At 41.7% G+C, this 23,376-nt stretch carries 19 protein-coding genes and 2 pseudogenes; 12 read left to right on the top strand and 9 right to left on the bottom strand.

Annotated elements, in window-relative coordinates; translation table 11 throughout:
- Nucleotides 1-40: 40 nt before the first annotated feature.
- A pseudogene (locus tag V7K46_RS13425) lies at nucleotides 41-320 on the bottom strand (transposase); the annotation flags it as partial.
- Between the two features lie 567 nt (nucleotides 321-887).
- Here V7K46_RS13425 and V7K46_RS13420 point away from each other — a divergent pair.
- A complete protein-coding gene (locus V7K46_RS13420) occupies nucleotides 888-1,538 on the top strand; it encodes a glycoside hydrolase family 24 protein (protein WP_335076137.1) in 651 nt (216 codons plus the stop codon).
- A 14-nt stretch (nucleotides 1,539-1,552) separates the two neighbouring features.
- On the opposite strand, the gene menH is transcribed toward V7K46_RS13420, so the two are convergent.
- Nucleotides 1,553-2,371, bottom strand: coding sequence for a 2-succinyl-6-hydroxy-2,4-cyclohexadiene-1-carboxylate synthase (gene menH / locus V7K46_RS13415; RefSeq protein WP_335113816.1), 819 nt, complete (start codon nucleotides 2,369-2,371; stop codon nucleotides 1,553-1,555).
- Here menH and V7K46_RS13410 point away from each other — a divergent pair.
- Nucleotides 2,345-2,479, top strand: a complete 135-nt coding sequence (locus tag V7K46_RS13410; protein WP_335076133.1) for a hypothetical protein — start codon at nucleotides 2,345-2,347, stop codon at nucleotides 2,477-2,479. The genes menH and V7K46_RS13410 overlap by 27 nt on opposite strands.
- Nucleotides 2,480-2,606: 127 nt before the next feature.
- Here V7K46_RS13410 and V7K46_RS13405 read toward each other — a convergent pair whose 3' ends face one another.
- The 4 genes from V7K46_RS13405 to metG all read right to left on the bottom strand — a co-directional run bounded on the left by V7K46_RS13405 (nucleotide 2,607) and on the right by metG (nucleotide 6,733).
- Nucleotides 2,607-3,008 carry a metal-sensing transcriptional repressor gene (locus V7K46_RS13405; protein WP_335113815.1) on the bottom strand — a complete coding sequence of 134 codons (402 nt, stop codon included), beginning with the start codon at nucleotides 3,006-3,008 and terminating at the stop codon, nucleotides 2,607-2,609.
- Nucleotides 3,009-3,108: 100 nt separating this feature from the next.
- Nucleotides 3,109-4,335 carry an LPS export ABC transporter periplasmic protein LptC gene (gene lptC, locus V7K46_RS13400; protein WP_335113813.1) on the bottom strand — a complete coding sequence of 409 codons (1,227 nt, stop codon included), beginning with the start codon at nucleotides 4,333-4,335 and terminating at the stop codon, nucleotides 3,109-3,111.
- The gene (locus V7K46_RS13395) at nucleotides 4,335-4,964 is read right to left on the bottom strand and encodes a LabA-like NYN domain-containing protein (protein ID WP_335113829.1); all 630 of its coding nucleotides are present in this window, start codon (nucleotides 4,962-4,964) and stop codon (nucleotides 4,335-4,337) included. Before V7K46_RS13395 ends, lptC begins: the two co-directional genes overlap by 1 nt.
- Before the next feature lie 164 nt (nucleotides 4,965-5,128).
- Complete coding sequence (metG, locus tag V7K46_RS13390; RefSeq protein ID WP_335113811.1) at nucleotides 5,129-6,733, bottom strand: methionine--tRNA ligase; 1,605 nt, start codon at nucleotides 6,731-6,733, stop codon at nucleotides 5,129-5,131.
- A 378-nt stretch (nucleotides 6,734-7,111) separates the two neighbouring features.
- Between metG and V7K46_RS13385 the strand changes: the two genes are divergently transcribed.
- The 5 genes from V7K46_RS13385 (at nucleotide 7,112) to V7K46_RS13365 (ending at nucleotide 10,785) form a co-directional block, all read left to right on the top strand.
- Entirely contained in the window at nucleotides 7,112-7,837 is a 726-nt protein-coding gene (locus tag V7K46_RS13385; protein WP_335113809.1) for a lysophospholipid acyltransferase family protein, read from the top strand.
- Between the two features lie 58 nt (nucleotides 7,838-7,895).
- Nucleotides 7,896-8,711, top strand: a complete 816-nt coding sequence (locus tag V7K46_RS13380) for an alpha/beta fold hydrolase (RefSeq protein ID WP_335113807.1) — start codon at nucleotides 7,896-7,898, stop codon at nucleotides 8,709-8,711.
- 156 nt (nucleotides 8,712-8,867) lie between these two features.
- Complete coding sequence (locus tag V7K46_RS13375; RefSeq protein WP_335113805.1) at nucleotides 8,868-9,104, top strand: hypothetical protein; 237 nt, start codon at nucleotides 8,868-8,870, stop codon at nucleotides 9,102-9,104.
- Nucleotides 9,101-9,448: a type II toxin-antitoxin system PemK/MazF family toxin gene (locus V7K46_RS13370; protein ID WP_335113803.1), complete on the top strand. Its 348-nt coding sequence runs from the start codon at nucleotides 9,101-9,103 to the stop codon at nucleotides 9,446-9,448. The genes V7K46_RS13375 and V7K46_RS13370 overlap by 4 nt, the downstream gene beginning before the upstream one ends.
- Nucleotides 9,449-9,597: 149 nt before the next feature.
- On the top strand, nucleotides 9,598-10,785 hold the full coding sequence (locus V7K46_RS13365) for a YcjF family protein (protein WP_335113801.1): 1,188 nt from the start codon (nucleotides 9,598-9,600) through the stop codon (nucleotides 10,783-10,785).
- A 146-nt stretch (nucleotides 10,786-10,931) separates the two neighbouring features.
- Here the strand turns inward: V7K46_RS13365 and V7K46_RS13360 are convergent, their stop codons facing one another.
- Both V7K46_RS13360 and V7K46_RS13355 read right to left on the bottom strand, forming a co-directional pair.
- On the bottom strand, nucleotides 10,932-11,147 hold the full coding sequence (locus tag V7K46_RS13360) for a hypothetical protein (RefSeq protein ID WP_335113799.1): 216 nt from the start codon (nucleotides 11,145-11,147) through the stop codon (nucleotides 10,932-10,934).
- A pseudogene (locus V7K46_RS13355) lies at nucleotides 11,140-11,511 on the bottom strand (type II toxin-antitoxin system RelE/ParE family toxin). Before V7K46_RS13355 ends, V7K46_RS13360 begins: the two are co-directional and overlap by 8 nt.
- 188 nt (nucleotides 11,512-11,699) lie before the next feature.
- On the opposite strand from V7K46_RS13355, the gene V7K46_RS13350 reads away from it, so the two are divergent.
- The 4 genes from V7K46_RS13350 (at nucleotide 11,700) to fabD (ending at nucleotide 16,712) form a co-directional block, all read left to right on the top strand.
- Nucleotides 11,700-13,181 (top strand): leucyl aminopeptidase, encoded by a 1,482-nt coding sequence (locus V7K46_RS13350; RefSeq protein ID WP_335113797.1) that lies wholly within the window; start codon nucleotides 11,700-11,702, stop codon nucleotides 13,179-13,181.
- 224 nt (nucleotides 13,182-13,405) lie between these two features.
- Complete coding sequence (gene plsX / locus V7K46_RS13345) at nucleotides 13,406-14,428, top strand: phosphate acyltransferase PlsX (RefSeq protein WP_335113795.1); 1,023 nt, start codon at nucleotides 13,406-13,408, stop codon at nucleotides 14,426-14,428.
- A gap of 106 nt (nucleotides 14,429-14,534) precedes the next feature.
- Nucleotides 14,535-15,527, top strand: a complete 993-nt coding sequence (locus V7K46_RS13340; protein ID WP_335113793.1) for a beta-ketoacyl-ACP synthase 3 — start codon at nucleotides 14,535-14,537, stop codon at nucleotides 15,525-15,527.
- 303 nt (nucleotides 15,528-15,830) lie between these two features.
- Entirely contained in the window at nucleotides 15,831-16,712 is an 882-nt protein-coding gene (gene fabD, locus V7K46_RS13335) for an ACP S-malonyltransferase (protein WP_335113791.1), read from the top strand.
- Nucleotides 16,713-16,717: 5 nt separating this feature from the next.
- Here the strand turns inward: fabD and V7K46_RS13330 are convergent, their stop codons facing one another.
- On the bottom strand, nucleotides 16,718-22,105 hold the full coding sequence (locus V7K46_RS13330) for an ATP-binding sensor histidine kinase (protein ID WP_335113789.1): 5,388 nt from the start codon (nucleotides 22,103-22,105) through the stop codon (nucleotides 16,718-16,720).
- 363 nt (nucleotides 22,106-22,468) lie between these two features.
- Here V7K46_RS13330 and V7K46_RS13325 point away from each other — a divergent pair, with 363 nt between their 5' ends.
- Nucleotides 22,469-23,107, top strand: a complete 639-nt coding sequence (locus V7K46_RS13325) for a lysophospholipid acyltransferase family protein (protein WP_335113787.1) — start codon at nucleotides 22,469-22,471, stop codon at nucleotides 23,105-23,107.
- The last annotated feature ends 269 nt before the right edge of the window (nucleotides 23,108-23,376 follow it).

Here is a 23,376-nt window from a genome sequence, read left to right as displayed (position 1 = left end):
GGACTTAGAGGATGTTTGAAAAGTTGAAGAAGATAAAAAATCATGCAAGTCGTCTGACCATGAGCCAAATCATAGCAAGGTAAATGAAAGTCTCGGTAGTGTCAGGTAACTGTTCACATTCTTTGCTAAGTCGGCGGTAACAATTGAGCTTTACCGTAAGTACGCTCAACCAGCCAACGCTTGGGAAGTAAAACAAATCCTTTGCGCTGTTTAGGTCGCAGCACAACTTGTACAATCCAATGGCAGAAATCCATTAACCAACGCATAAACGGGTCACTATCATAACCGCCATCAACCCAAATTGTGTTCAAACGAGATACCATTATCCCCAGAAATGTTGAACTTTTACTAAGACTTGTTTGCTATCAATGGTGCTGTTTATACGTATCTACAGCTTATACCATGACAGCTTTTTTTACTCAACTGCCAACTTTTCAAAAATCCTCTAACTCCATTTAAATTTTCTGACATTCCATCTATAAAATCAATAGCTTTAAAGTGATTTTTTATGCATAACTAAAGGACTTATGTTTTCATGATTAAGTGTTTGACGATGTACAACCTCTAAAATATGTCGCATTTTTATCTACTGACAGAATATTGTTACTTAAGCTTTTTTAGACTTTCCAAACATCCTTTTATACTTAGTCGGCATTGTTGGGAGTATCTCGCTTGCTATACTTATTTATGCCCTTTTTTCCTAATTCCTAAAAAAAAGAGCAAATCGAAAATAATAACTAACAATCAGGTGTGAACTTTGTCAGAATGAGTTCGTCGATGATTTTTGTTAGCAAAGAGAGCGAATTTGAAGGAGTCGGACTCTGAAAGGCTTTGAATTCAAAGGTGTTGAAAAACTTATTGGGCCAATAGCTGCGCTTCTTGGCTTCGTGTATTTGTTGCAATGGTATATTGGAGACTTGCGATCGCCTTCTGATCCCATCTTTGCAGTTAAACAGCCGCCTTTGGTCATGAAACAGGGCGACCCCTATATCCGCGCTTTAATGCGAACCATCTCAGCGAGTGAAGCAAGTGGCAATCGTCCCTATTCGCTGTTGTATGGTGGACAACAAGTCAACGACCTTAGCCGACATCCTGAAATATGCGTCACAATTGTCACAGGCCCCAACACAGGTAATTGTTCTACGGCTGCTGGCAGATATCAAATTATTAACATTACTTGGTATCGTTTAGCCCCCCGTTATCACCCAAAGCCGATGCAGATGATGTTTTGGACTACTTATAGTTTTGAAGCAGAATATCAAGATATAGTGGTTTACCGTTGGTTAAGTGATTCTAAAGTTTGGGGAACTGATATTTCTCAACTGTTGCATCAGGGAAAGTTAAATGATGTTTTGCGGCGACTTTCTCCCACTTGGACAAGTCTAGGATATGGTATAGAAACTAATTTTGTTAGTAGCTCTTTGCCTAAGATTTATCAGAAAATGTTGCAAGAGGAATTAACCGCAGCTAATCAACGAACAGCCCCGAAATTGACACCATCTCCAACTCCTTCTAACAAGGCAGTAAAGAAGCAGTGAAGTTATCCTAATTTTTAACTTGCTGCGGACAAAAAATATTTGATATTTTCTACAAATGCCAAGGTATTTTCAAAGTGAATATTATGTCCAGCATTACTAATTATTTTTAATTTGGCAATTTCACATATTTTAGCCATTTTTGTATTAATAGATATAAACTTTTCATCATATTCACCGACTAGTAAAAGCATAGATATTTTATTATCTTGTAGCTTTTCCCATAAAGATGGTTGGCAGCCAGTCCCCATAAAGCACAGTGATTTATCTAATTTATGTGGATTGTTCTGCAACCGACTTTCTACCATGCGATTGTATTCTGGATGATTTTTTAGACTACCAAAAATTGGTTGATTGTACCAATTTGATAGAAAAGTAATAAAATCAGTTCTAGTAACACTTCTTACTAATTTTCTACCTATTTGCCTATCAAGTTTAATGCGTTCTAATCGTTCTGCTTCTGCTGATAAACCTGGGGAAGCTGACTCTAGTACAACTTTTAAGAAACGTTCGGGAAAATGTAGGGTGAGGTATAAAGCTAATCTTCCACCCATTGAATAACCAACTAAGAAGCATTTGGCAATTTTTAACTCATCCAGCAAGTTGATTAAGGCATGGGCAGTGTTTGTCATTGTATAGTAATCATCCCCACCCAAAACTTGAGTTTTTCCGTGTCCAGGAAGGTCAATTGTTAAATAGGAAAATTCATCTAATAGTAATTTTATAGCTTCATCAAATTCATCAATGTTACCCATTAAGCCATGTAAAAAAAGAATAAGTGGTTTATCTAAAGTGCCAATTAAAGAATAATGAAATTGATAATTATTGAAAATCATATTTTAGGAAGTTCGCGCATAAATTATGTTAGCGATCGCTCGTCTACAGTAGAAATTAAGTGCGATCGCACACCGGATTATTTTATGGCTTATGCACAAAGTTCCTAGTAAGCGTTTACTATAAATTTGAGGGTCTATTTACTGCCCTGTAACTGCTTTGGAACCGCCCAAACTATCATTTTAAAACGGACTTTACCAGGATGATAACCCCTATAATTTTTTATTTTTCTAATTTTTAAGGTAAAAATCGATCCAAAGCAGCTTTTAACTGTTTAATTTCAACGTCAATATTACCCTCTTGTGCGGCTCTACCAATACACTCAGTTAAATGTTCATCCAAAACAATTCGCGCCACCCGATCCAATGCACCGCGCACTGCGGCAATTTGCAGTAGAACATCAGGACAAGGGCTACTCTGCTGCACCATTGTCTTAATACCGCGAACATGTCCTTCTATCCGCGATAATCGATTGACAATTCGCCGTAAAGACTCTTCGCTATGGACATGAGAATGAGCCGACTCTCCAGCCCCATGAGTATGATCTCTATGTTCGTGGTCTGTATGGTGATCGTGGGAATGTTCTGCTTGCTGGGATGTTGGCAAGGATTCCTTACCTAATCGGTTTGATCCATTCATGGGTTATTAAAAGACTTGTAGTACTTAAGATCCTAGCCTAGTACTCGACCGACCCAAAGTTTATCGGTCAGGGTGGGCCCCATTCCCCCTAACTTTACTACTAACGATTCGCTCTTTCTTGGGGAATAATCTCCGTTACTACCCTACCGCTAGAACTGCCACCTTTGACAACAATATTTTCTGTTTGCAGATTACCAACGGCTGTTTCACCCGCAAAATTTAACGGCGGGTCAACTTGCCGATAAATCACATTTCCTTGAGCTTCAACTAACTTATTGTCTAGATACCAAGTTAGTGTATTGGATCTCAGAGACTGGCGACGCTGACCAACGGCATTGACGTTACCTGTTAAATAAACGGTTTTTTGCGGTATTTTCATTTCACCTTGATTAGCTGTCACTGTAACATTTTCGGCACGCTGGAACATTCGCGTGGGTGAGTTTGTGGTAACAGTTTCTGCGTTCATGTTCCAGGTCATAGAGTTACTAGCTATTTGCATTGGTGGGTCTAGTAATTCTAATTGAGCATTCTGTTGAATAGTGGCAATTTTTGTTTTTAAGTTGACTTCGGCAGAATTTCCCTTGCCGCGATCGCTAATTTTATTATCTTTGTAGCGGTCAATTTGTAACGGGCGATCGCCAATCAATTTTTCTTCTTTAATATTCCAGATCAAATGCTCGGTTCTTACTTGCATCTGGGGATCAGTGGAATTTGCCACTACCCCTCCAGAAAATTCCATGCGCTGTTCGCGGGTTTTAACTCGCGCTTCCTGCGCCACTGCTTGTAGTTGTTTATGATTACCATTAATCTGCTTGCGGACAATCAACAAATCTTCTTTGGGACGCCATTCTAATTCATTACCTTGCAACACAATCCCATTACTAGGATCTATGGCAAATATCTTACCCTTAAGAAACAGCTGCTTCCCATCTTGTTCAATATCTGCTACATCTGCCTTAATTTGGTAAACTACTTTGCCATCTTGATATAGTTCACCATAAGGACTTTCAGCTTGCCCAATTTGTTTTTCTTTGGTGTATTTTGCGGTTTTAGCTTTAACTTTCCAAATCGGTCTTCCCACTTCATCTGCTTGTTCTAAGGTGACATCAAAGAAAGTTAAATTACTATCTTGGTTAGATGAACCCGCTGTATTTTGTTGAGAAGCTGGGGGGGATTTACCCCCACAGGCAACTAAACCAAATACCAAGAAAAAAGTCAAAGGAAAAACCAGGAAGGAGGGAGTGGAGGAGTAATTTTGAATTTTGAATTTTGAATTTTGAATTTTTCTTACCCCCTCTCTCCCCCTTTTATGAAATTGATGCGCCATTATTCTTGGATTTCTAGGTGTCCTTCACTAGTTCTGGGGTCTTCCAAAAAACCAATACCAGATAACGGCCGGTATGGATAGCTTTGGCGAGGGGTTTTTTGAATATCCTCTTTAATGGCTTCTAAATCAATGTAGCGATCGCTTACATTAATTAAGCTGTCGCTGGTCATTGAACGCAAACTCACCACTTCTACTCGCACGCCACGATAGCTGACTGAATTTACCGCATATGCTAAATCCCCATCACCGCTGACTAAAACTGCGGTATCATAAGAATCTACTAACGCCATCATGTCTACTGCTATTTCTACATCCAAATTAGCTTTTTTAGAGCCATCTGGTAGCTGTACCAAATCCTTAGCAATGACTCGATAGCCATTGCGACGCATCCACAGCAGAAACCCCTGTTGCTTCTCGTTTGTTCGGTCTACACCAGTGTAGAAAAAAGAACGCAGGAGTCTAGAACCTCCTGTTAATCGACACAATAGCTTTGTGTAATCGATTTCAATCCCTAGTTGCAGTGCAGCGTAAAATAGATTTGAGCCATCAATAAATATGGCGACCCTGCCCCGATTCTCTAAAACTTGTTCTGGCGTAAATATTGAATCGTTTTCCAAATTATTCAACATCATTCTCATACCTCGATTTTTATCCTTGTTATTTTTGATACTTACGAACTTTTAGATGCTAGTCACAGCGGCTTATGATAAGGTTCCGGGGCTAATTTAAATTAAGCCCCGATAAATTTTTACAAGAGAATAAGAAATTGAACAAAATCAGAGTTTGATAAGGACTAATCGTTTTTCAGAGGTTCTATTCGCTTAAAAACTGGTTGGTGTGTACCCAACTGTTGTTTACTCGATAGTATTCCCCATGTCGCATGGGTGGCAAAAGGAGCGGTAACTGAACTTTGTATTTGATCGTTAAAGTTTATTCCAAAGCCCAGTTGCTGATAAATATCGCTACTGATGTTCGGAATAATTGGGGATAGGAGATAAGCTGCTAGTCTAACTGATTCTAGAACTGCGTACAGAACTTTTTCCACAGACTCCTGCTGTCCCTGTTTATATAATGTCCAAGGAGCTTGTTCATCAATAAACTTATTACTGGCTTGCGCCAGTGAAAGGATAGCCCCGCAGGCTTGACTGAAAGTTAGCTCTTTATATGCATGTTTTACATGTTCCCCTAGACGTAAACCAATTTTTTTCAAAGGATTTTCGTCAGGAATTCCTTCATTGCCGATTGATGGGACATTATTGTCAGCGCAGTATTTCTTCACCATGCTCAAGGTGCGATTGAGCAAATTACCTAAATCATTCGCCAAATCTGCATTCAGAACATTAATGAACCTAACTTCATTAAAATCTCCATCCTTGCCAAATTCGATTTCCTTAAGGAAGTAATAACGAACGGCATCACTACCATAGCGCTGAACTAACGCCACAGGATCAAGGGTGTTACCCAGACTTTTGCCCATTTTTTGACCATCTTTAGTCAAAAAGCCATGCCCAAATACTCGCTCCGGCAAGGGTAAGCCAGCCGACAACAACATTGCGGGCCAATAAACTGCATGGAAGCGCAGAATATCCTTACCAATTAGGTGCAGGTTGATTGGCCACCATGTTTCTAAAGCATTTGCTAAAGTGGGTTCTGCATCTGGTTCTAGTAATGCTGTGACATAACCTAGCAGCGCGTCAAACCAGACATAAAGGGTGTGCTTAGGGTCAACTGGTACCGGAAAACCCCAATCTAGATTCACCCGTGAAATGGAAAAGTCTTGCAGCCCTTGATTTACAAAGCTGAGGACTTCATTCCGCCGACTTTCTGGTTGAATAAAATCCGGTCTAGATTGATAAAATTCTGTCAGCTTAGTTTGATATTTGGATAAACGAAAAAAATAGTTTTGCTCGTCTCGCCACTCGACTTCTTTGTTAGTATGAATCGCGCAACGGTGTCCTTCTAGCAAATCTCGTTCTTCTTTGAATTCTTCGCAGGATACGCAGTACCAGCCTTTTTGTTGTCCCTGGTAAATATCACCAGATTCCCATACTCGCTCAAAGAATTCTTTAACGATCGCTTCATGACGAGGAGCAGTAGTCCGACTAAAGCGATCGTATTGAATGTCTAGTAACTCCCATAAACTCACGAAGCTAGGGACAATTTCATCGCAAAACTCTTGTGGTGCTTTGCCTAAACTCTCTGCTGATCGCTGGATTTTTTGCCCATGTTCATCTGTGCCTGTAATCAGTAACACCTTATACCCCAGCAACCTTTGAAATCGCGCGACTACATCTGCTGCGATCGTTGTATAAGCACTGCCTATATGGGGAATATCGTTTACATAATATAGGGGTGTTGTCAGTGCAAATGTCTTTTCTGTTTTATCCACTAGATTCATGCAAAATAAAAATCAACTTATTAAAACGTTTTACATTTTACTTCTATCGGCAAAAAATGAAATTATACAATATTATTTCTATTTTTTTCCCTACTTTTTTTTATAGTAGCAAATTTCTCCGGTCAATAATTGTTTTGTAATATCCATCAATTCAGCTAATCTATGCCCCAAATCTGGAAATTAACTAATCATAATTTTTTTAAATACTTTCTATTAGATATTATTGTGTTCAGGAATACAGAATCCCAAGCGCAGAAAATCTAGCTGGGTTTGTGGATTAGACATTTCTATCTTAAGACAGTCATGGCAATAGTAAAGAAATGTAAAAATAAAATTAAGATAAACTGCCATCTTTACCGGAAAATATATTGATTAGGTATGAGTCTAAATAGCCCCCTGGAAATTTCTCGCGCTTTGATGGCAGCACTCTCAACGCAAATGTTTCGTTATTACGAGGATCGCATTCCCCAGGGTGCCAGCGTATTGGTAGTCAGCAATCACCGCAGCTTTATGGATGCACTGATTTTAATGGCGGCGTTATCGAGTCCGATTCGCTTTGCTTGCCATCACTACATGGGACAAGTGCCAGTAATGCGGGAGATTGTCATCGGACAATTCGGGTGTTTTCCTTTGGAGGAAACTCAAAACCGCCAGCAAAGCTTTTTTTCGCAATCACAGATGCTGTTGCAGTCCAGGCAGATGGTGGGAGTCTTTCCAGAAGGAACTGAACCAATGGTGAAATTTACTCAGCCAAACCAAATGGGTGAATTTCAGCGCGGATTTGCCCATTTGGCATTGCGAGCTGATGTGCAGGATCTAGCTATTTTACCGATCGCGATCGCCTCCTTAGAAGAGGTAAACACGAATGGCTTCCCCTTAAGGTTTTTGAGTGTATTTGACCCTTCAGAACCTTTATTTAAGCAAGCTGGTTGGCATCCTCTGGTAATTTATCGTCGGGTTGCTGTGTTAATCGGTCGCCCTTATTGGATTACGCCCCAACAGCAGAAAAAATATCATGGGAGACAAGCCAGAACTGCTGTGGCTGACTTAACAGAACACTGTCACGGCGAAATTAGCAATTTACTGCGTCAAGGTTGCTATTAGAATCAAAAGCACCGAAACTTTTATAACTAACAATTACCAGTCCAAAATTTATCTACCAATGACTACAACAGAAGTTGAGCTAAACCCTTGTTTCCTGACTCCTAAACGAGTACAGCCAGAGTATCCCCTGTTGGTATATTTGCCAGGAATGGATGGAACTGGTCAATTATTGCGATCGCAAACCGCTGGATTAGAAGCTGGCTTTGATGTCCGTTGTTTGGCACTCCCACGGAAAGACCTGAACACTTGGGATGTGCTAACTAAGAGTGTATTGGACTTGATCGACGCTGAATTAGAAAAAAGCTCTCAGAGGCCAGTTTACTTGTGTGGTGAGTCCTTTGGTGGTTGCTTGGCAATGAAAGTTGCAATCCAAGCACCAGAGTTATTTAAGCGAATTATCCTAATTAACCCAGCTTCCTCCTTTCGTCTTCGCCCTTGGTTGAATTGGGCATCCCAACTTACTTCCTTAGTGCCATCAGGGTTGTATGATGTTGGGGCACTGGTGTTATTGCCGTTTTTATCATCTTTGCCACGCATTTCCCGAAGCGATCGCCATGAGCTGCTGAAAACTATGCGTTCTATCCCCTTTGAAACCGTTCTTTGGCGGTTGTCTTTACTGCGAGAGTTTCATATTGATGATGAGCAGTTAAGTCGCTTAACTCAACCAGTTTTGTTGATTGCCGGTGCTAGCGATCGCCTTTTGCCTTCTGTAACAGAAGTGAAGCGGATCGAGAATATCTTACCAAATACCAAGATTGTGGTGTTGCCCAATTGCGGACATGCTTGTTTGTTAGAGGAAGATATTAATCTCTATGACATTCTTAAGGATAACGACTTTTTAGAAACTAATGCTGATATAGGTATTAAAAGGTAAAAAGTGGGTTACACATAAATTCAAGCAGTTTACAACCTTTGTTTCTTTTGCCTGGTTCGGTGAGAAAATAGGGTAAAAAAAATTTAATATCTCGTCACCTTAAAATAATGTTTGTGTCCTCAAAAACCTTAACCACATATTTATGGAGACTCTCAAATGGTTGCTCTCAAAGAGTTCCTCAGCTTAGAATTAGACAAATTGAATGAAGAACAACTCAAACAAGTTAGTGATTTTATTGCCTTCCTCAAATTCCGCAGCAGAAATATTAGTTGGCAAATAGATAAAAATAAAATGGCTGCTCTTTACAGTGAATTTGCCCAGGAAGATTGTCAACTAGCTGAAGCAGGATTAGATGAATATGCAGAACTTCTTAGACAAGAAGATTTGAAATGAGGGTTCAGCGAGGTGAAGTATGGCTAGCCAATTTAGACCCTACCAAGGGTTCTGAACAAGGAGGTACAAGACCAGTTATTATCTTTCAAGATGATATCGTCGCCGAATTTTCCACCACTGTCATCATCATTCCTCTAACAACAAATTTACGTCGTGTGTCTTTGCCAACCTGTTTATTAATTCAAAGTGGTGAAGGTGGATTAGAACGAGATTCAGTTGCTCTTTGCCACCAATTGCGGGTAATTGACAAAACAAGATTGCAAATAAAAGTGGGCGTTCTGACTTCAGAAATACTCACTATTTTAGAAGGTAAAGTGTTGTTGACATTAGGTTATCAGTTGTAAAATCAGAACCTCTGTCACTCTTGGCACATCTATAGTTAAGTCTCAGAATAATTCCTATTGGTGGCAACTTGTACTTGTTGGGAGATGTCAAGCCGCTCATACTTCGCTACAAATTTAAAAAGAGAGGCTTTACAGGATGGTATCAAGCAATGGCAGACAAACCTCAAGAAACAGAGGTGAATAAATTAGTTAATTCACCCAGAGAAACTTCAGAAGTAAAAATCCAGACTCAATCATCAGTAGAAAATGAACCGTCTATATTAGAGTCTTTTGTTAAAACTGTTGCTGAGACGGGTAAAGCAGTTTTAGACACAGCAGTAGGGGTGGGAGAAGCGACGGCGAAAGAAACACACAAGTTAATTGAGCAAACAACTCAAACCAGCGGTGAGGTTGTGAATCGCCTCAGCGAAAATTGGCTGATTAGAAAACTATCTGGAGTGTTAAATCTAAATTGGCTAATTAGTGATACTAATCTTGTTGATTTGGAAAAAGCAGAAGTTGCGGTAAACAAGCTGAAGAAACAGTATCCAAATGAATCACCCAGCCAGATTGCTCATCGAATCATGGTAGAAAAAGCAACTCAAGCAGGCACAGTTGGACTAGCCACTAGTATTTTGCCAGGAATAGCAGTGGCATTGTTGGCAATTGATTTAACAGCGACAACAAAATTGCAGTCAGAAATGCTTTATCAAATTGCATCTGTCTACGGGCTAGATTTAAAAAATCCTGCCCGTAAAGGTGAAATTTTGGCAATTTTTGGTTTAGCTTTGGGTGGAAGTCGTCTGTTGAAAGCTGCGGGATTAGGCTTGCTGCGAAATGTACCCTTGGCGGGTGCAGCGATCGCAGCTAGTTCAAATGCGACGATGATCTATTCATTGGGCTATGCTGCTTGTCGGTTTTACGAAGCCAAGCTGGATGAATCAACTTCACTGGAATCGCCACAGACATTGGCAACATTAAAAGCAGAGAGTGAAAAGTATCTAGAAAGTGCGATCGCTCAAGAAGCCGTCATGGATCAAATCTTAGTTCACATGATCCTAGCTAGCCATCCAGACAAGACTTGGAAAGAAATTTTGCCAGAATTACAAGCAATAAACCTCAGTCATAACTCGTTGGATACCATTGCCCAAAATATCAAATCACTTAAGTCTTTTGATATACTGCTCAATCAGCTAAATCGTGATTTTGCCATACCCTTGTTGGCTCAGTGTTACAAAATTGCCCAGCTTGACAATCAGATTACACCAATTGAGCAACATATAATCACAGCGATCGCTAACAAATTTGAGATTGACAAAAATGAAATTGGAGCATTGGGCATTGGCCAGAGGAGTTAAAAGAGTAGAGTTATAAGCCTTCACGAGTATCAAAGACGGAACTAGCTCTTTAAAGGTGATTCAACCTTTTGGATAAAGTTAAACATTTTTAATAAGTTTAAATCCTGCCAAGTCGTTGGAGTTTGGCAGGCTTTTGTAGTATTTTACTAAATTAATGTTCTATCATTAATCTTTCCAAATATAACTACCTCTCTTTTTTTAAAAGCTTTTCCCTTTCTACCTCGAACTTTAAGTTGCTGTTTTTCTAGTCTAATTTTTTGTCTAGTTAATTCCTGAGTTATTAATTCCTGAGTCCGGCTTTCAATTTTAATTTGGCTTTCTATTGGCTGTTCTTTAATTTTTTCTCTTAGGCTTTTACCCATTCGTCTTATCTTCCTCTTTTAGTTTTTTAAGATGACTTTTGTACCGGGCATCAGCCTTCTGAATTAAGTGTTTATAAAAAAGTTTTTGGCTAACGCCGGATTTGTCGCCTGCTACCAATCAAATGGCTTGTCTCAATGGGTCAAAAACAAATGCCACACGCCAAACACCATCAAAAGCTGAGAATCGTAGCTCTTTCATGTTTACGTACTTTGACCCTTTGAGTGTATCAACATGAGGACGCTTTGCTTGTGGACCAAACTTTTCTAAAAACTGAGCCGTAGCAAGTAACTCATTTTTTACTTCTTGAGGTAGAGCATCGAACTCAGACTCGAAATCATCATGAAACTCAACTTGCCATTCCACTAATTTATTATGGTTAAAATGTCATGCATTTTCAAGAGTATTATCGATTGACACTCTCAGCACTAACATTATAGCTACTGACCCCTCATCTCCCCTATCTCCCTCACTTCCCACTTCCCTCACCATGAAACAATAATTTTGAGCAATACTGGTACAAGAAGGAATATTTACACAAAATCCCAACCAAAATGACAATTCAACTTAGTGATAAGCCTTTGCTAGAGTGGGCAGGCGATAGTTTGGCAATTGGATTATTTGAAGATGCAGTAGAGTTAACCGGAGAACTAGCTACTTTAGATCAAAAGTTTTCCGGCGTCTTAAAAGAACTGATTGCTGAAGAAGAATTTAAAGGTAAAGCCAACAGTACCATCTTCAGCCGTGTGAATCCTGGTAGCCCAGTGCGGAAATTGATTTTGGTAGGTTTAGGAAAACCAGATGCACTACAACTAGATACTCTGCGCCGCGCTGCTGCTGCTGTAGCCAGGGTAGGAAAAAAGCAAAAAAGCAAAGTTCTGGGATTTAGTTTTCCATTGTGGAATAACGATCCAGCAGCCAGCGCCCAAGCGATCGCAGAAGGTATCGAATTGGCGCTTTATCAAGATATTCGCTTTAAATCAGAACCAGAAGAGAAAGGATCACAAATTGAAACCGTAGATTTACTAGGTTTCGCTGGACAAGAAGCAGCCATCAGCCGCGCCAATCAAATTGTTTCCGGGGTAAATATGGCACGGCAGTTAGTAGCAGCGCCAGCCAATGCAGTAACACCGCTTACTTTGGCAGAAACTGCTCAAGCGATCGCTAACGATCACGGTTTACAAGTGGAAATTCTGGAACAAGAAGACTGTGAAAAGTTAGGCATGGGTGCATTTTTGGGAGTATCGCAAGGTTCCGAGTTGCCACCTAAATTCATTCATTTAACTTATAAACCAGAAGGTACACCCAAAAAGAAACTAGCAATTATTGGCAAAGGTGTAACCTTCGATTCCGGCGGACTCAACATTAAAGGTGCTGGTAGTGGCATCGAAACCATGAAAATGGATATGGGCGGTGCAGCTGCTACCTTGGGCGCAGCAAAAGCAATTGCTCAAATTAAGCCAGATGTCGAGGTTCACTTTATCTCGGCGGTGGCTGAAAACATGATTAGCGGTCACGCCATGCACCCTGGAGACATTCTTACAGCATCAAACGGCAAAACAATCGAAGTGAACAACACCGACGCTGAAGGACGTTTGACCCTAGCAGATGCCTTGGTGTATGCCGACAAATTGGGATTAGATGCGATCGTGGATTTAGCCACCCTGACTGGTGCCAACGTCATTGCCTTGGGTGACGATATTGCTGGTTTGTACACTCCCGATGATGCTGTAGCTTCCCAGCTAGAGAAAGCTGCGGAAACTTCAGGCGAAAAAATTTGGCGGATGCCAATGGAAGAAAAATATTTTGAAGGGTTAAAGTCTGGTATCGCGGACATGAAGAATACAGGCCCGCGTCCGGGTGGTGCAATTACCGCTGCCCTTTTCCTCAAGCAATTCGTCAAAGAAACCCCTTGGGCGCACTTAGATATTGCAGGTCCCGTGTGGACAGATAAAGAAAATGGCTACAACGGCGCAGGGGCAACTGGCTACGGCGTTCGGACGCTAGTTGACTGGGTATTAGGGAGTGGGGAGTAAGAATTTTAGATTTTAGATTTTAAATAAAATTTCAATCTAAAATCCAAAATCCAAAATCCAAAATTGAATTGCCCAATGCCCAGTCAGAAACAATTCGTGTTATCTTGAGCTTGCCAGCAAAAATTGTTGCAATAGTAACAGAAATAATTTGGCGGTCAGAAAGTTAAGCTTTTTCCGGCATTGCCTTCTGGTAAAATTTATAAGGTTTCTAAAAGCTCTGAGCAATGGGATCGACTCGTGTAAGGATCGCAATTGACGCAATGGGAGGGGATCACGCACCCGGTGAAATTGTTGCTGGCGCACTGCGAGCACGGGAAGAATTGGGTGTAGATGTATTGTTGGTTGGTGATCCCCAACAAATAGAAGCTGCCTTGCCGCCAAAAACGAATTTAGGGCAGGTGGAGATCGTGACTGCTGAGGAAGCGATCGCTATGGATGAGGAGCCTTTAAACGCAGTTAGACGCAAACGCAAGGCTTCGATCAATGTGGCGATGGATTTAGTCAAGCAGCAGCAGGCAGATGCCGTATTTTCTGCCGGTCACTCTGGGGCAGCTATGGCATCCGCTTTGCTCCGCTTAGGACGATTGCCGGGAATTGACCGCCCAGCCATAGGGACAGTTTTTCCCACGATTATTGCTGGGAAGCCAGTGTTGGTACTTGATGTCGGCGCGAATGTAGATTGCCGTCCGAAGTTTTTAGAGCAGTTTGGTGTCATGGGTTCGGCCTACAGTCAGTATGTCTTGGGTACAACCGAACCGAAGGTGGGTTTATTGAATATCGGTGAAGAAGACTCTAAAGGCAATGATACAGCCGTCCGCGCCCACCAAATGCTCCGCGAAAATTCCCAAATTAATTTTATTGGCAATGCCGAAGGGCGTGATGTGCTTTCCGGTCGCTTTGATGTGATTGTCTGTGATGGCTTTGTCGGTAATGTATTGTTAAAATTTGCCGAAGCCGTCGGAGAAGTGATTTTGCAAATTCTGCGGGAAGAATTACCCCAAGGATTGCACGGTCAAGTTGGTTCAGCACTCTTAAAACCCAACCTGAAGCGGGTTAAGCAGCGGATGGATCACGCAGAACACGGCGGCGCTTTGCTGTTAGGCGTGGCAGGAGTCTGTTTTATCGGTCACGGTAGCTCACAAGCTCCTTCAATTTTTAATGCAATTCGGATGGCAAAAGAAGCTGTTGATAACCAGGTGCTACAACGAATTCAGTCCCAATATATCCTAGAGCGGGAGAGCGGTTAGCGATTCAGTTATAAGTCATGAGCCGTTTGTCATTTGTCATTTGCCAGGACAAAGGACAAAAGACAAGGGAAAAAAGGCAAAAAGCTGATAGCTCGGGAGATTAGGAGTGCAAAATTTAGGCGTAGCAATTACCGGAAGCGGCTCGGCAGTGCCAGCAACTTCCTTACACAACCAGACATTGAGTGAAGTAGTTGAAACATCAGACGAATGGATTACCACAAGAACGGGAATTCGTCAACGGCGATTAGCCAAGCCATCTGAGTCCTTGAGTATACTCGCTACTGCCGCCAGCAGTCAGGCGATCGCAGCTTCGGGAATTAAACCAGAAGACCTAGACCTGATTCTGCTAGCTACTTCCACCCCTGATGATTTGTTTGGTAGTGCTTGTCAAGTACAGGCTCAATTAGGAGCCACCAACGCAGTAGCCTTTGACTTGACCGCTGCCTGTTCCGGCTTTGTGTTTGGTCTGGTTACAGCAGCTCAATATATTAGAACAGGCGTTTACCGAAATGTACTTTTGATCGGGGCAGATATCCTCTCTCGCTGGGTAGATTGGCAAGATCGGCGTACTTGTGTGTTGTTCGGTGATGGTGCAGGGGCAGTAGTTTTGCAGGCTGACAAAAGCGATCGCTTGTTAGGATTTGCACTTAAAAGTGATGGCACTCAAAACCATCACCTCAACCTTGCCTATGCAGGCGCTTCCCAAGAACTACTCTCAGGTGTAAATGTCACTAAAGGCACTTACCAACCCATTACTATGAATGGCAAAGAAGTCTACCGCTTTGCTGTCCAAAAAGTGCCAGAAATCATTGACAAAGCCTTATTTCAAGCCAACCTCAGCGTTGACCAAATAGATTGGCTGCTGTTGCATCAAGCCAATCAGCGGATTATCGATGCCGTTGCCCAGCGCCTAAATGTCCCAGAACATAAAATTATAAGTAATCTCGCCGAGTACGGCAATACCTCTGCTGCTTCCATTCCCTTAGCTTTGGATGAAGCAGTGCGGCAAGGTAAAATTAAACCCAATGACATCGTTGCTGCATCCGGCTTTGGTGCCGGTCTTACCTGGGGTGCGGCAATTTTTAAATGGGGAAGGTGACTCAATTTTGGATTTTAGATTTTGGATTTTAGATTGATTCCATGCATGAATGCTCTTTCTTCCCTACGGGACGCTGCGCGTAGCTTGCTTCCCCGTAGGGGTACAATCAAGAATTTTAGATTTTAGATTTGTTCTCGCGTTTAAATTCGCTTGCTCTAAGACCTTTTTAAATTTTGAACTTTCCTGCGGAACGCTACGCAAACGGCGTTAGCGCTTAGTCGAACGCTTTTGAATTATTCAATTCCATTATCCAAAATTCAAAATCTAAAATTCGGTGAATATTTTATCCTTTGTTAATGACCAATGACAAAAACTGCATGGGTGTTTCCCGGACAAGGTTCCCAAGCGCTGGGAATGGGAATGGACTTATTAGATATACCCGTCGCTAAAGATAAATTTGCCCAGGCTGAGGCAATTTTAGGCTGGTCTATAACAGAAATCTGTCAAAACCAAGAAGAGAAGTTATCACAGACGCTATACACTCAGCCAATTCTTTATGTGGTGGAAAGCATTCTTGCTGACCTTCTCCGAGAACGAGGACACCACCCAGATTTAGTTGCTGGACACAGTTTGGGAGAATATACTGCCCTTTACATAGCGGGTGTCTTTGAATGGTCTGCTGGTTTATATCTAGTAAAGCGTCGTGCAGAACTTATGGATAATGCCGTCGGTGGTATGATGGCGGCTTTGATGAACTTTGACCGCGAACAGTTAGATAAAGTCATTGCCCAAACGCCTGATGTGGTGCTAGCAAATGACAATAGTTCAGCTCAGGTGGTAATTTCAGGCACGACTGAGGCTGTACAAGCGGTGATGTCTCAAGTAAAAGTAAAGCGTGCTATTCCCCTAAAAGTTTCTGGAGCATTTCACTCACATTTAATAGCACCAGCAGCTGCCCAATTCCAAGACATTATAGAATCTGTGAAATTTCAGCCAGCTATTGTACCAGTGTTGTCTAATGTAGAACCAATTCCGTCTATTGATGCCGAGATTTTAAAGCAACGCCTGAACAAACAGATGACTGGTTCTGTAAGATGGCGAGAAATTTCTCTGCAATTACCAGCCAACGGTATCCAGCGAGTAGTCGAAATTGGGCCTGGTAAAGTCCTAACTGGCTTGATTAAACGTACTAGCCCTGACTTAATATTAGAAAACATCCAGAGTGCAGCTGATTTACCTGTTTAATTTTTTTAGAACTTCATTTCAATTAAAAATTTTGTACCCTCACCTAAAACAGAGTTAAAACTCAATTTGCCATTGTGGGTTTCTTCAACGATTTGACGAGCGATCGCTAATCCTAATCCCGTCCCTTTGCCTACACCTTTTGTAGTAAATAAGTGGTCAAAAATCTTTTGTTGCACTGATTCATTCATGCCTTTGCCATTATCAATAATGGCAATTTTCACACTTTCATTTTCCAGGGAAGTTTTAATTATAATTCGGTTGGGATTGGCCTTAATTTCCTTAAAACTCCGTCCCGTATTTGATTCATCTAGCGCATCAATGGCATTTGCCAGAAGATTCATAAATACCTGATTTAATTGCCCCGGAAAACATTCAACCTGGGGCAAATTCCCATAATCAGTTATCACTTCAATTGCTGGACGTTGTTCGTTAGCTTTGAGGCGATGTTTGAGAATTAAAATCGTACTGTCGATACCTTCGTGGATATTAAACGGCACTTTATAATCTTTATCCGCACGGGAAAAAGTGCGGAGACTGGTGCTGATATTTTTGAGGCGATCGCACGCAATTACCATTGAATCAATAATCTTAGGTAAGTCTTCTAAGCTATAATTCAAGTCGATTTGTTCGGCATGGTCGATAATTTCATCATCAGGATTTGGGAAACTTTGTTGATAGAGTTTCAAGTGTTCAACAATATCTGCAAGGCTGGGTTTAGCTTGTTGAAGGCTGGCAGAAATGAAGCCCAAAGGATTATTCATTTCATGAGCTACCCCTGCTACTAAATTACCCAATGCAGACATTTTCTCACTTTGGACAACTTGTAATTGGGCTTGTTGTAAGTCTCGTAATGCTTGCCCGGCTTGTTGATAAAGTTGAGCATTTTCTAGAGATATTGCTGCTTGGGAAGAAAGGAGATTAATAACGCTGAGGCGATCGCTGGTAAACACTCCTGGAGTCAGTTTATTTTCTAAGTAAATAATACCTACCAAATGTCCTTGATTAATAATCGGGGTACATAATACACTCTGGGGTTTTGTTCGGTACATATATTCCCCAATTACACCAGGAATATCTGTTTGCAAGTTATCGATCACAACTGTTTGTTGGGTATTTTTGACGTAATTGATAATTGTTGTGGGAATATCTTGACAAGCATCTAGTGGTTGTGAATTAAGAATGGTTTGTATCTCAATATGAGAATTTGATCCATGATTAATAAAGGTAATTGCCTTAACTTGCCAAGTATCTCCTTGAGGAAGAATTAGTGCAGATTTTTTCGCGCCAGAGTTTTCTAGGATAATGCGGGTGAGAGTGGTAATGAGTTGATCTATTTCCAGAGAACTGGAGATAGCTTGAGAGGCTTTGAGGACAGAGGTAAAATCTAGAACATTGGAAATATTAGTGCTACTAGTGCTAGAAGTGCGAGTAGATGAAAAAGTCCCACGAAAGGCAAAAGTTTCTTGGGGGTTGAAGTTGAGTCGTTGCTGTTGCAGGATGACTTGAAGTAATTGCGGATAACGTTGTTCTAGATCGGTAATTTTGGCTTTTGCTCCCCACCGAGAATAAGCATAGTAGGCTTCAATCAAATAATCTTTGGCAATGCGTTCTTTACCCCATTCGAGATAAAATTTGGTGGCGAGTTCGTTAGCGAGAGCTTCTTCGTTGAGGTATTCGTGTTCCTTGGCAAGGGCGATCGCGCGATCATAGTTTTCTATTGCTTCGGCCCTAGTCCCCAAGACCCGACACCGTTCTGCGACAATCAAGGCGCAGCGGTGAGCCTGATTACTCGGTGCATAAGCTGCCCACCCACTGAGTTTTTCTAGGTTGGTAACAACCCGTTCTAGAATGCTTGATTGGTCTGTTTCGCTGGCATCTGGATAAAGGGCTAATTGTACTAGCGCATCGTAGAAGTAAAAAACCGGAACACTCATGAGTCCTGCCGTTCCACCCAAATACTGGGCTGCTTTATTGGCGTTTTCCAATGCTTGTTCATAGTGTTGGAACAGGTAGCAAAGTATCAGCTTATGGCGATAAACTTGGTGCAGTGCGGTTACTTCACCCGTTTTCTGGTAAAGCTGAATTATTTCACGCTCATCGCAGTATTCGCCAACCAACCGATATGGCTCTGTTGACGCCCCCAACAGATTCACGACTGCCTGATGGTAAAGACTTTGCGTGTAGAGATAGGTATGCTGGCGCAGTTGCTGCATCACTTTGCGATGTTCTTCCATCACTAGCTTCAGGGAAGACAGTTCCTGTCCACAGAAATAGGCATTAGAGTCATACACCAGCAGGCTGAGTGCTGCAAGATTGAGATTACCAATTTCTAATCCACTGGCATAAGCTTGTAGTAGTCCTGGCAGGCAGGTTTTTGCATGTTCTTTCCAGTGTTTGAAGAAGCAGTTAAAGTCAAAAAGGGCTGCACCAGCAAGCTTGGATGACTGAAGATATTGCAGGAGGTTTATCTCCAGTTGTCCAAAGCAATAGCCTGCTTCAATATCACCCAATATGGCAATCAACATTAACCCATAGAGACCGTAGCCATGAATCGATTCTGGTGCATTTCCGTACTGCACCGATAAATCGAACTGGGCAAAGACGACCAGGGGCATCAGGTTTGGGGCAGCTTGATAGGCAGGCGACATTATGGTGGACAGAATCATCATTGCGGCTTTTTTATCCGGCGCAGTCATTTCTGGTAAATGCAGCAAAGATTCCATCGAGCTGTTACTGAGTTGGATTTGGGTGTGTTGGAGTGCCTGCCCAATGTCTGCTGGGGTAGGCTGCTCTGGCAAATGTACCTCCAGGGTTTGCAGTACTTCCCGTGCCAACCGTAGCGCTTCTAAAAGCTGGTTTTGAGCCATGCAAGCCCGAATCTTCGTGTCGTAAACATTAACCCGATCAAGCCAAGAGCGGGCATGAGTGAGTACAACCTCAGCGAACTGCTCCATTTGTTCAAAGTTAGCACTGAGATAAGCAGAATTAGCTGCACCTTCATATAAAACGAGGGCGAGAGTGTAGTGGCTCTGCCAGCAATTGCCCCTCAACAAAGAAATGCCCGTGTTGAAATAGTTTAAAGCTGCTCCATAAGCCGTTGCACCCTTAGCTTTCTGTCCAGCCATCAGATTTAACTGCACGAGTTCTTGTTGCTCCGTCTCATCCTCAATCAGAGATATCCCCTTATTGAGGTGGTTAACGATCGCAAAAATCTGCTTATCCTGTTCACTGGTACTCGTTGCTTGTTGCAGCAAACGTCCAATATTGAGGTGGGTGATTTGCTTTTGCTCTTCTGGAATCAGAGAATATGCCGCTTGCTGAACGCGATCGTGCAAAAAGCGATAAGTTGGATTAGCTGCTGCATCACAAACCGACGCACTGTCAGACTGAATAAAAAACTTATAGATTTCCGTATTCGGAATAATTAAACCTTCTTGTAATGCTTTCCACAGTGCCGCAGCCGTATCTTCAGGAAACTGCTGGGACACGATCGCCAATGTCGCCAAATCAAACTCTGCTCCAATACAAGCCGCCAACTTCAACACATCCTGAGTATGTGTCGGCAGCTTCTGCAATTGCAGTGCCATAAACTCGACGACATCATCGGTGATCGCTAAAGCTCTGATTTGGGCAATATCACACTGCCAATGCCGTACTTCCCAGTCAAAAGTAATTTGTTCCTCTTCATAGAGTGCCTTGAGAAACTGAGTCGCAAAAAAGGGATTACCCTTGGTTTTTTGGTATACCAGTTCGGTCAACGGTTGAGCCAGGGAGCGATCGCAACTCAACGTATCCGCCACCAACTGATTCATATCAACTAGACTTAACGATTGCAGCGTAATAGTATTGACCACTGCCCCAGTTTTGACGATCTCATCTACGGTTAGGATGAACGGGTGAGCCGATGATACTTCATTATCCCGATACGCACCTAAGATTAATAAATGTCCTGTCTGTTCCATCAACAATTGTAGCAATTTCAGCGATGCCGAATCTGCCCATTGCAAATCATCCAAAAATATCACCAATGGATGTTCTTTACTAGTAAAGACTTGGGTAAACTTTTGAAAGAATAAATTAAATCTATTTTGTGCCGCACTTCCTGATAATTCTGGAGCAGGTGATTGTTGACCAATAATTCTTGATAATTCGGGAATTACTTCAATAATTACTTGTCCGTTCTCACCTATAGCCTCTAAAATGTTGCTTTTCCATTGTTGAATTTCTGCATCGCTTAGAGTTAACAATTGCCCCATCAAATTCCGAAACGCTTGTACAAATGCTGAAAAGGGAATATTTTTCTGAAATTGGTCAAATTTACCTTTGATAAAATAACCGCGTTGACGCACAATCGGTTTATGAACTTCGTTAACTACAACGGTTTTACCAATCCCGGAAAAACCCGCAACCAGCATCATTTCTGTTACACCAAGACTTACTCTTTCAAATGCTTGCAGGAGAATTTCTACTTCGGTTTCTCGTCCATAGAGTTTATCGGGGATAATAAAGCGATCGCATACATCTCTTTGGGCAATTGGGAAACTCTCAATTTTCCCAGTTGACTGAAGTTGAGTTAAACAATTTTCTAAATCATATTTTAGTCCTAATGCACTCTGATAGCGTTCTTCGGCATTCTTTGCCATCAATTTCATGACAATATCTGAAATCGATTTAGGAATTTTGAATAGCTCCAAAGGAGCAGGAAGTTTGGCAATATGACAATGCACCAACTCCATCATATCTTTGGACTCAAAGGGTAACTTTCCTGTGAGTAATTCGTAGAAAGTGACACCCAGTGAATAAAAATCAGTCCGGTAGTCAATCCCCCGATTCATTCTTCCTGTTTGTTCTGGGGAAATATAAGCAAGTGTCCCTTCTAAAACATTGGGACTGATCAGCGTTTGGGTTTCCCGTGGTAGTAGAGATGCAATACTAAAGTCAATTAATTTAATTTGTTTTGTTTCTGGATTAATTAAGATATTGGCTGGCTTAATATCTTTATGAATAATCCGATCGCAATACAGTATATCTAAGATATTGCACAGGGCGATCGCTATCTGTAAAAACTCCGTAAGATTTTGTAGAGTTGACCCTATTCCCAATTCTTTAAGAGAAATCCCCCCAAAATCTTCCATCACCAACACATAGCCATTTTGATAAGGTTCTAGGCTATAAGTTTGGATGATTAGAGGTGAGTTAAGATTTTTCGCAATGGTATACTGATTGCGAAACTGCACCAGTTCGCTAAAACCAGGATATGGATTTTTCAGCAGTTTAATCACTACTCTTAAAGAGTCAGTTTCTCGATAACCACGATAAACTAGGGTTTTTGAACCATTATAAAGTTGTTCCTTAACTTTGTATCCGGGAATAGTAACTAGAGTGGTAACCATACTGCTAAATCCTGACAATTCCAGATTTAGTATTCCCAGATGGGTGAAGCAATTCATAATTTAAATGAATACCAAAAAAGAAATTATCCGATATTCGTAGAGTCTGTTACACTTCGTTAACGCACTATATCTATCTCATTGCTCACGATGCATTACAGCGTTTTGCCTGATGCACCCTTGTATTTTAGAAGAAGTAGAAGTTCCTAAAATGATGTTTTCAAAGGTAGGAATGTAGTAAAAAAGCTCACCAAGCATCAACTGAAATTCCCTAAATTAGTAGCTTGCGTTTCTACAACTTTTTTGAGTTTGCTCTGCGCCTTGCGATCGCGTATGCTAAATTCAGTTTGATTTGCATTATCTTCTGTGGACAAAAACCGCGAACCGTTTATCAGTCTGGCACTTTACCACGCCTTTAAATGGTCGGTCGTCAGCCCCATGCTTCACGCTTACTTTCGGGGCCAGATTTATGGTGCGGAAAATGTCCCCCAATCAGGGCCGCTACTGGTAGTGAGTAATCACGCTAGTTACTTTGACCCGCCAATTGTCTCCAACTGTGTACGTCGTCCAGTGGCGTACATGGCTAAGGAAGAGTTATTTAATATCCCCATTTTGGCGCAAGCGATTAAATTGTACGGTGCTTACCCGGTGAGTCGGGGAAATACCGATCGCACTGCCATCCGTTCCGCCCTAGAATATCTCAATAACGGTTGGGCTGTCGGTGTTTTCTTACAAGGCACTCGCACCCCAGATGGTCGAATTACAGACCCCAAAAGAGGCGCATTGCTGCTGGCGGCGAAAGCAAAAGCCCCAATATTGCCGGTGAGTGTCTGGGGTACTGAGAGGATTTTAGAAAAAGGATCGTCCCGACCTCGCGCAGTTCCCATCACTGTGAGAATTGGTAACTTGATTAATGCGCCTAATTCTACTAATAAAGAGGAATTGGAAACCTTGACACAAAAGTGTGCCACGGTAATTAACCAGATGCATGATTTAGGAAGATGAGTTAGACAAGCAATAGATAAACCTCATCTATGTTGAGAACCGTAGTTTTTGCCCTCACCCTAAGTCCCTCTCCCCCCACTTGGGCTAGGGTGTACACACAAGTATGACCAGCATAGGTTTCAATTTTAGTAGTTTCGTAGGGTGCGTTATGGACACGCCGAAATAACAAACGCGCTCGCCGAAATAACAAATGAGTTCGCCGAAATAACAAATGAGTTCGCCGAAATAACAAATGAGTTCGCCGAAATAACAAATGAGTTCGCCGAAAT

The sequence above is a fragment of the Nostoc sp. genome (assembly GCF_036917395.1).
GTDB lineage: Bacteria > Cyanobacteriota > Cyanobacteriia > Cyanobacteriales > Nostocaceae > Nostoc.
This window is presented reverse-complemented; position numbering and strand designations above follow the sequence as displayed.

Bases quoted from the DNA above. Each gene is read 5' to 3' on its own strand.
- lptC (WP_335113813.1), bottom strand. From the start codon at position 4,335: ATGGCGCATCAATTTCATAAAAGGGGGAGAGAGGGGGTAAGAAAAATT.
- plsX (WP_335113795.1), top strand. From the start codon at position 13,406: ATGGGATCGACTCGTGTAAGGATCGCAATTGACGCAATGGGAGGGGAT.
- V7K46_RS13385 (WP_335113809.1), top strand. From the start codon at position 7,112: ATGAGTCTAAATAGCCCCCTGGAAATTTCTCGCGCTTTGATGGCAGCA.
- V7K46_RS13360 (WP_335113799.1), bottom strand. From the start codon at position 11,147: ATGGGTAAAAGCCTAAGAGAAAAAATTAAAGAACAGCCAATAGAAAGC.
- V7K46_RS13370 (WP_335113803.1), top strand. From the start codon at position 9,101: ATGAGGGTTCAGCGAGGTGAAGTATGGCTAGCCAATTTAGACCCTACC.
- V7K46_RS13365 (WP_335113801.1), top strand. From the start codon at position 9,598: ATGGCAGACAAACCTCAAGAAACAGAGGTGAATAAATTAGTTAATTCA.
- V7K46_RS13410 (WP_335076133.1), top strand. From the start codon at position 2,345: ATGAAATTGATAATTATTGAAAATCATATTTTAGGAAGTTCGCGCATA.
- V7K46_RS13330 (WP_335113789.1), bottom strand. From the start codon at position 22,105: ATGGTTACCACTCTAGTTACTATTCCCGGATACAAAGTTAAGGAACAA.
- V7K46_RS13350 (WP_335113797.1), top strand. From the start codon at position 11,700: ATGACAATTCAACTTAGTGATAAGCCTTTGCTAGAGTGGGCAGGCGAT.
- V7K46_RS13380 (WP_335113807.1), top strand. From the start codon at position 7,896: ATGACTACAACAGAAGTTGAGCTAAACCCTTGTTTCCTGACTCCTAAA.
- fabD (WP_335113791.1), top strand. From the start codon at position 15,831: ATGACAAAAACTGCATGGGTGTTTCCCGGACAAGGTTCCCAAGCGCTG.
- V7K46_RS13375 (WP_335113805.1), top strand. From the start codon at position 8,868: ATGGTTGCTCTCAAAGAGTTCCTCAGCTTAGAATTAGACAAATTGAAT.
- menH (WP_335113816.1), bottom strand. From the start codon at position 2,371: ATGATTTTCAATAATTATCAATTTCATTATTCTTTAATTGGCACTTTA.
- metG (WP_335113811.1), bottom strand. From the start codon at position 6,733: ATGAATCTAGTGGATAAAACAGAAAAGACATTTGCACTGACAACACCC.
- V7K46_RS13405 (WP_335113815.1), bottom strand. From the start codon at position 3,008: ATGAATGGATCAAACCGATTAGGTAAGGAATCCTTGCCAACATCCCAG.
- V7K46_RS13395 (WP_335113829.1), bottom strand. From the start codon at position 4,964: ATGTTGAATAATTTGGAAAACGATTCAATATTTACGCCAGAACAAGTT.